Genomic DNA, 7580 nt, shown 5'->3' with positions numbered 1-7580 from the left:
CCCGGCAGCACGCGCTTGCCCTTGAGGTCGATCACCTTGGTGCCCGGGCCGGCCAGCGCCATGATCGTCCGGTCGTCGCCGACGGCCAGGAACTTTCCGTCCTTGATGGCAACGGCGCTTGCCGTCGGGTTGGCGCGGTCGAGCGTGGTGACAAGGCCGTTGTGCAGGATCAGGTCGGGCGTCATCGAGGTGTCTCCAGTCTGTTGGGCGTGTGTCGCGGTTGCCCTGCCCAAGGCTAGGGCAGCGGCGGTTGCACCGAGAAACGAGCGTCGCGTCGGCATCATCCGGCCCTTTCATCATTGATGGCCGCATCCTTCGCCTTGCCGGCAGCGGCCTGTGCGCCGCTAGGCAGGTGGCCGAACATGTGGGGCATGCACTGCAGATTGAACCAGCTGAGATTGACCGGCTCACCCGACAGGGCGCGCTTGACCAGCGGCACCGATTGCTCGCCGATGAGGATGCCGAGCAAGCCGATGAGCGCAATGACCGGCGGTGCCGGCGAGCGGACGTTCAAGAGCGAATAGATGATGCCGACAAGCAGTCCGGCTCCGAGCGAGAGAAGATACAACTTCATCGCCAACTCCTTCACGAATGACAGTGCCGCCCCGGCCGCCTCAAGCACGGCCAGAGCGATAATCTAGAGGGCATCTCAGCCCCGTGTCAGTGCCCTTCGGAGGCGCCGAACATCGACTTGGCGTAAATGATGCCGAGGCCATAGGCGCCGCCGAACTTCTTGGCGATGCCGGTGGTCATGTCGTAGGTTTCGGTACGGGCCCAGTCGCGCTGAAGCTCGAGCATGTACTGCAGCGCCGTCATCGGCCGCACACCGGCCTGCACCATGCGGTCCATCGCCCGCTCATGCGCCTCGTCGGAGACGTCGCCGCAGGCGTCGGCGATGACATAGACTTCGAAACCCTGGTCGAGCGCCGACAGCGTCGGGCCGACGATGCAGACCGAGGTCCAGAGCCCGCACATCACCAGGCGCTTCTTGCCGAGGCGGTTGATCTCCGCGATCACGGCGGCGTCTTCCCAGGTGTTCATCGAGGTGCGGTCCAAAAGCGTCTGGCCCGGGAAGGCGTCGGTGATCTCAGAGAACATCGGACCAGAGAAGGTCTTCTCGGCAACGGTGGTGAGAATGGTCGAAACGCCGAAGCCGGCGGCCGCATGGGCGACCAAGGCGGCGTTGTTGCGCAGCAGCACCGCATCGATCGACTTGGTCGCAAACGACATCTGCGACTGGAAATCGATCATGATCAGGGTGTGGTCCTTGGGCGAAACGAGGAGTTTGCCGGGGGTCGCTGTCGCGGACATGGTCGTGGCCTCTTTCTATTGAAACTGGCTCCGATTGGAGAGGCCCAACTATGCCGCCGACGGCGGTCCCGTTCTTGTCGCCAAAGGTGGATTTTTGAAAATTTCGCTCGTCATACCGGAGACTGTTAGTCTGATCCGGGCCGCTTCGCCGCACAACTATACTTGCGGTAAGCCCTACGACTGCCGGCTGCGTCGCCATTGGCGCGGCGTGGCCCCCACCGCCTGCACGAAGGCACGGGTAAAATGGCTCTGATCCGAAAAACCGCAGGCGGTGGCGATCTCGCTCAGCGATGTGGGAGAGAACTGCAGCAGGTCCTTGGCCTTTTCGATCCTTTGCTGCAGCAGCCAGCGGAAGGGCGTGCTGCCCATGGTCTCCCGAAAGGCGCGGAGAAAAGCTGCCTGCGACAGGTTGCAGGTCGAGGCCAGCTCTTCGACGGTAAGCTCGCCGTCGAGACGGGCTTGCACGAGTTCGCGAATACTTGCCTGGCAGCGCTGCGAGAGCCTGCGTCCTCCAGCCAAACTTTCGCCGCGGCCGTTGCCGTACTGTCGCACCATATGCACGCCGATTGCGACGGAAAGCTGATCGACGAACAGCGCGCTGCGATCGGTGTAACCGTCCACCGACGCAAACAAGGCACCGAGCATGCCGCCGAGAACAGGATCGGGCGAGCCGGAAATGGACCTCAGCTCGCTGACTCCCGTGGCATTTGCTGCATCCGCAATCCTCTGGAGCGCACCGTAGCCGATTTCAAGCAAAGTGAAGTCGAAGGAGCCTTCCAGATCCGCTTTGTAGTCGTCGGCGAAGTTCCTGACGTAGATGGAATTCTGGCCGAACTCCTGGATCGCGGAGTGATGCTCCCCGAAAACCCGGCGGCTATGACCGCCTGCGAGCGACAGGCCGATCAGATATCCCCGCCCATTGCCAGGGGTCGCGACCCTGCCCGGCGGACCCGCTGCCGATCGCTTGCGATAAAAGACCATGTCGCGGCCTTCGATCGTCCTGTCGTCATCGAGCTGGTCCAGCGAACATCCGAGGCTGTCGCGCGGGCGCATTCCGACCGAGGCAGCGGAGGCATTCGTCATCGTCTTCGCTCCTGTTTATCGAGACCACGCGCCAAAAACTCCCGCAGCGCTAATGAAAACGAAACGCGCGGAACCAACCGACGCCCGGATTGCTGTGCGCCTGGGACGTGTGCACGCAGTTCATTCTCATCATCATCTGCAGGAGCGGCCTATGATGGCCCCGGCCGCCGCGTCATTCTTGCACGCTTTTCATGTGTTTTGAACAATCCACATGAGGGCGCGCCCTCTCTCCGCGCTATTACTGAGATCTACCGCCACCCCGACGGAGCGGTTCTTTTTCCTGAAGCGCGCCGGCGTTTCCGCCGTCTGGCTGGTGAACACCCGGGTCATGTGGCTCTGGTCGGCAAATCCGCAGTGGATCGCGATTTCGGCAAGGGGGGTGTCCTGAAGCAGACACTCCTTAACCCGCGCAATCCGGTATTCGGTCAGCCACCTGGACGGCGTGCGCCCGAAGCTCTCCTTGAAGGCCTTGTTGAAATAGCTGCGCGAGAGCTCGCACTGGGCGGCGAGATCGCCGATCGAAAACGCCTTGTTGAAGTGTGCGACCAGAAAATCCGTCGCCAGCCTCTCCTGCCATGGCGCGAGCGTACCCTTCTTGTCGACAGGGAAATACAAACCGCCATAGGTCTGGCTGAGATGAGCCAGTGCGGCAAGGTTGATCTGTTCGACGAAAAGCAGATTGGCCCGGTCCGGCTCTTCGAGCGAGGGCAGCAGCGCCTGGGCGAGGCCGAACATCACCGGATCCACGCATCCCTGCACGGAAGACAATGACACATACTCGCCGCGTCCCGCCCTTTCGGTGAAGGCCCGCATGCAGGCGAATGGGATGTGGAAGCGGACATTGTCGAAGGGCGACAGATGGTGGCACTGCCATTGGTCCCGAAGATCGGTGATCGCGAGCGATGCCTTGGAGTGCCCTCCCTCATAGACGAGTTCGCCGCGCCGCCACAGACGATGCGCCTCGAAATCACGCATCTGGACGATGACGTTGAAGGCGTCGGCGACCGGGATCAGCGGCCCGAGGTCCAGATCGAAGCGATCCGAAAAGGTTCTCGTCACGGTGATATCGCCCGCGCTGATCCTTCTGACAGTGGGGCGTGGTGTGCGCTCGCTTGCGCCCAGTCCCGCTTGTAAGGCCATCGGTCAGGGTCTCCCAGTATCGAGCTCAGCCGCCTGCTTCGGCGGCGGGGCAGATGCTACAACGGTTGGCGGCCGCATTACAGAGGCAAATCTCAGGGGACATCGCAGAGCTTCACAGGTCAACGGACGCTCCCCTCACTGCCGCCAGCGCGCGCGCCACACGGCCGGCGCCACTCCCGTCACCTCGCGAAAGGCTTCGCTGAACCGCGCTTCGTCGGCATAACCGCAACTGGCGGCGGTTTTGGCCACCGACCACCTCTCCTCGATCAGATAGCGTTTGGCTCGGCCGATCCTGTACCGCATCAGCCACGCCTCCGGCGTTTGCCCGGTCACGGATGCAAAGGCCGCGGCAAAAACGCCCTCAGACAGGTTTGCGGCCGACGCCGCAGCCGCAAACGAAAAGTCCTTGGCCCAATGGTCGATCATGAAGTCCTTGGCCGCCTTCTCCTGCCACACGGACAGATCGGGGCTGGCGGATGCATCGGCTCGATCCGGATAGGAGTGCAGGAGATGTGCGCAGATTGCGACAGCGATATGCTGCAGCACGGGACCCGGTTCCTTCTCGCTCTTGGCGAGAAGCGGCAGCAGCGCCAAGGCAAGATTGTGTATGACGTCGTCGATCTCGCCGCGGCGGCACCTGAGACCGGCGGCGGCCGGAGCGTGAGCGAACTCGGAGACTTCGCGGAACAAAGCCCGCGGCAGGTGGAAGGCGAGTGAATCGAGATCGCTGACAAGCCGGATACTGGCGCCCTGAACGAGATCGACGAGGCAGACCGACCCCTGCCGGTAGCGGCGAATTTCACTCTCGCCTCCGCCCGGCACCACGTCGCGGTGCATGACGTCCTTGAAATAGAACATCAGGAAATAGGCGTCGTCGGCGGGAAGGGACACGACGCGGCTCATTGCTCCATTCAGCCGGCATTGCAGACGCGTGACCGAAAAGCGGGCGTCGCGAACGGGCCGAACCCTGAGAAACGGCGCCTTCGGCTCGCCAAAACACGCTCCAATGCCATTCGGTTGTTTCATAGCCTGCCGTCCACCTTCGCCTCCTGGCGCTGGAGTTCATTCTTCGCGTGGAAACCTGCCTGGATGCCTGATCGATCCGATGACGAACACACAACACACGGAATCATCGCGCTTTTGCCGTCATGTCAGGGAAAATGCAGGGTGCTGCCACCAATTTCTTGTATCCTTTGCTCACATTTAGCCGCAAACGACTCTGTTTTGACGGAAGCCCGTTGTGCGTGAGCCGATCGCGCAGTGCTCGCGGGGCTCCTGGTCGATTATCTTGTGAGGTAAAGGGCCGATACCCGAGCCCCTCTACAGTCGTGGCGGGCATGAAATCGGACGGGAGGCATTGAAGGTGCTGCGGGAAGTCCTTCCGGGGCCTGCAGGCAGAAGTGATGCGGGCCGTGTCGGCTGACGCGGCCCGCGATCGATTACTGTGCGGCGGCTTCGAGATCGACCTTGTCGAGCAGAAGCGCTGGATTTTCGGCGGCGCCCATCAGCTCGAGTGCGCCAATCCCGGCTTCTTCCTTGGCCTTGACCTTCAGGGTGAAGGCGCCGGGCTTGCTGATGAACTGCGTAAACGCACTTGCCACATCCTGCAGCTTCGGCTGTGTGGCAGCAAAATGCTGCACGCCAGCGCTCGTCATCAGCACGAGGAGACCGCGAACGCTGTCCTCGGTCATGTGGTTATCCTCGGCATAGAGCTTGATGCCCTTGGCCACGATGCCCTTGTCTTCGAGCTTGAGCGTGGCTTCCCGGGCCGTGAGGCCGAAGAGCGCTACCTGCGCAGCGGTCATGTCGCCGGAGAAGAAGTCCTTGCTCGCGCCACCCATCAAGCCGGAGAAGGAGAAGCTGCCCATGTCCCTGCCGCTCAAGGAGATATCCTTGATGACGAGGTTCTCGTTCGGCTCATCCCAGGTCAGTTCGACGTTGGAAGAGAACACCAGCTTGTCGAAGCCCAGCTTGCGCAGGGTCACGAAGCCTTCCTCCTGCGTGTCGGCCGGAATCGGCACGCTTAGATCGCGATAGCTGACGCGCACATCCGTCGGGATGCCATTGTGCAGCTTGGTCAGGGCCAGCTCGTAGTTGTCGAGCGTGAAACGGACGCGCTCCGGAACGGAAGGCACGGCCGCCTGCTCGGCCGGCGCTTCGGCCATCGGATCGTCCTGAGCATCGGCCGGGACCTCTGCCTCCGAGGCATCGCCATCGGTTGTTTCATCCGGCGCCTGCTCGGCGCTGACCGACGGATCCGCCTCGCTTTCGGTGACGCTCTGGTCGTCTTCGCCAGTTTCGCTGTCGGTCACGCTTGTCGGCGGGCTGCCGGGCATATCAACATCCAGTCCGGCGATACGGATCGTTCCGAATTCCGGCATCAGCGTGGTGAAGGGGAAGGTTTCAAACTCTTCCTCTTTCAGGCCCGCCAACTTCGTGAGCGCCTCCATGGTCGGAGCCCAGGAGAAGCCTTTGATGCTGGCTTCGGCGAGCTTGACGTAGTCTGCGCCCTCTCCGGCGGAAAGACCGTGCAAGGCACCGTCGAAGCTGCGGCCATTGAGCTGCATCGCCATCTTGTCGACGGCGAGCTTGATCGTCTTGCCTTCCTCTTCGCTGCTCTTGTCCGGCACTTCCATCTTGAGACCGAGCAATTCGATGTCGCCGCTGCCAATCATGTCGACAACTGAAAGGATGCGCTGGAAGAACGCCTGCCGCTCCGCCGGCGGCAACGCTTCGGGGTCCGTCACCCCTTGCAACTTCTCCAAGGTCTCCAGCAACGGCTCGGCCGGCATGCGCGCGCTGAAGCCCTTGCTGCGCACTTCGTCATAACCGAACTGCGCCTCGCCGTCGGAGAAGGAAAGGTTCTTTGCCGACATCGGACCGTAAAGCGGCTTCGGCTCCTTGTCGTCCGGGCTGGCCTTTTCCGTGTAGATCCGCACCATATAGGCCGCGTCGAAGTCCTCGCCCGCGACAGCCCCGATCGAGCCGTTCATCTGCTCGCGCTTCGTTGCGCCTTCTCCGTCTGGAACATCCATGGCGAAGGCGAAGCTTGCACCGCTCGCCGAATAACGAGCAACGCGGCCGCCGGCGATGTCTTCGAGCGCGAGGTCCTTGTAGACCGTCTTCTGCTCGGTGCCGGCCACATCCTGGCTGATCGTCGCCTCCGGCGCCGAGATCCGTTTTGCGGCAAAGCGCTCGATGCGTTTCAGCGTCGTCAGCTCACCCTGATCGCCGGCCTTGGAAAGCGCGCCAGCGAAGAAGTCCGGTTCTTCGAGGATCGCATGCGGCACGGAGAACTTGCCTGCGGCGATATCGAGCTCGAGGCCCTTCACATCAAGCCTGCCGCTCAGGAAGAAGATCTTTGGCCGGCCATCGATCGCGGCGACCTGCACACGGGCGCCATTGGCGAAGGGTAGCGTCACGTCACGCAGATGAATGCGCCCGAGGAAATCCGCCTCGACGGAGCCCGCCTTGCCGCCACGCTCGGCGATGAACTTGTCGACGGTCCTTTCGAGCATGAACTTGCCGCCGACCACGCCGGCGGCTGCGATCGCGATCACCGCGACTGCCGCCCAAAGTGCTTTGCGACGGCCCTTGCCGGCCCCAGTTTCTGTCTCAGCCACGATGTCTGTCCTTTCACCACGCGAAAAATGGAAAAGCTCTTTGAGTCTTTGCGGATGTGACTAACCATTGGCGCTTTCTTACGCAAGTTTGGCGGGAGTACAGTGCACCAATATTCTTGTGTGGGCTGCAATCGGCAAAGCGCTCGCGCGTCATCAAAGATGCATGCAGGGCTGCAAGCATGCGCTTGTTGCCCTGCCGTCCATTAGCCATAGGATCGTCTTATCGTCACCATCAGGAAATCCAACTTAAATTAATGGAACCACTTTGATAGAGTTGCCGGTGCAATGAGGGAGACGCAGCCAGTGGCGAGACCGCTTCGCGGAACGACAACCACCGACGGCACAAAGAATGCCGCAAGCCGGGCCCAGCGCATCGCTGGCCCGCACAGCCTGCCTTTCCTCTGATCCGCACAATTCACGTTA

Annotated in this window: 6 protein-coding genes and 1 pseudogene; all 7 read right to left on the bottom strand. The window is 61.9% G+C overall.

Translation table 11 applies throughout. From position 1 onward, the window contains the following. A pseudogene (locus tag BLU35_RS08310) lies at positions 1-281 on the bottom strand (amidohydrolase); the annotation flags it as partial. Next, positions 281-574, bottom strand: a complete 294-nt coding sequence (locus tag BLU35_RS08305) for a XapX domain-containing protein (RefSeq protein WP_093232721.1) — start codon at positions 572-574, stop codon at positions 281-283. The gene BLU35_RS08305 and the pseudogene BLU35_RS08310, both read right to left, overlap by 1 nt. Positions 575-660: 86 nt before the next feature. Continuing rightward, positions 661-1311, bottom strand: coding sequence for a hydrolase (locus BLU35_RS08300; protein WP_093232694.1), 651 nt, complete (start codon positions 1309-1311; stop codon positions 661-663). Between the two features lie 174 nt (positions 1312-1485). Then, on the bottom strand, positions 1486-2394 hold the full coding sequence (locus tag BLU35_RS08295) for a helix-turn-helix domain-containing protein (protein ID WP_058324415.1): 909 nt from the start codon (positions 2392-2394) through the stop codon (positions 1486-1488). 189 nt (positions 2395-2583) lie between these two features. Continuing rightward, positions 2584-3534, bottom strand: a complete 951-nt coding sequence (locus BLU35_RS08290; RefSeq protein WP_093232693.1) for a helix-turn-helix domain-containing protein — start codon at positions 3532-3534, stop codon at positions 2584-2586. 135 nt (positions 3535-3669) lie between these two features. Further along, the gene (locus BLU35_RS08285; protein ID WP_093232692.1) at positions 3670-4560 is read right to left on the bottom strand and encodes a helix-turn-helix domain-containing protein; all 891 of its coding nucleotides are present in this window, start codon (positions 4558-4560) and stop codon (positions 3670-3672) included. 413 nt (positions 4561-4973) lie between these two features. After that, positions 4974-7157 carry an aq_1923 C-terminal domain gene (locus BLU35_RS08280; RefSeq protein WP_093232691.1) on the bottom strand — a complete coding sequence of 728 codons (2184 nt, stop codon included), beginning with the start codon at positions 7155-7157 and terminating at the stop codon, positions 4974-4976. Positions 7158-7580 lie beyond the last annotated feature (423 nt).

Origin of the sequence: Sinorhizobium sp. NFACC03, from assembly GCF_900103435.1 — a bacterium.
Classification (GTDB): domain Bacteria; phylum Pseudomonadota; class Alphaproteobacteria; order Rhizobiales; family Rhizobiaceae; genus Ensifer.
This window is presented reverse-complemented; position numbering and strand designations above follow the sequence as displayed.